At 59.0% G+C, this 212-nt stretch carries 1 protein-coding gene; it reads right to left on the reverse strand.

What is annotated here, in order from left to right; all coding sequences use genetic code 11:
- A partial coding sequence (locus NLM59_RS11795; RefSeq protein WP_304417975.1) for an ATP-binding cassette domain-containing protein occupies nucleotides 1–212 on the reverse strand: 212 nt, incomplete at both ends.

Below are 212 nucleotides of genomic sequence, written 5' to 3' on the forward strand. Positions count from 1 at the left end.
ATCATGTTCACCGCCCGGCGGTTGGGCGGCACCCGAGCGATATTCTTGCCCGACAGAAGGATCGTGCCTTCGGTGATGGTCTCGAACCCGGCCAGCATGCGCATCATCGTTGTCTTACCACAGCCCGACGGGCCCAGCAGGGCAAAGAATTCACGTTCGTAGATATCCAGCGTCAGGTCATCGATAGCCGTGAAGTCGCCAAACCGCTTGGT

This window comes from Profundicola chukchiensis (genome assembly GCF_029664245.1).
Taxonomy (GTDB): Bacteria; Bacteroidota; Bacteroidia; order Flavobacteriales; family Weeksellaceae; genus Profundicola; species Profundicola chukchiensis.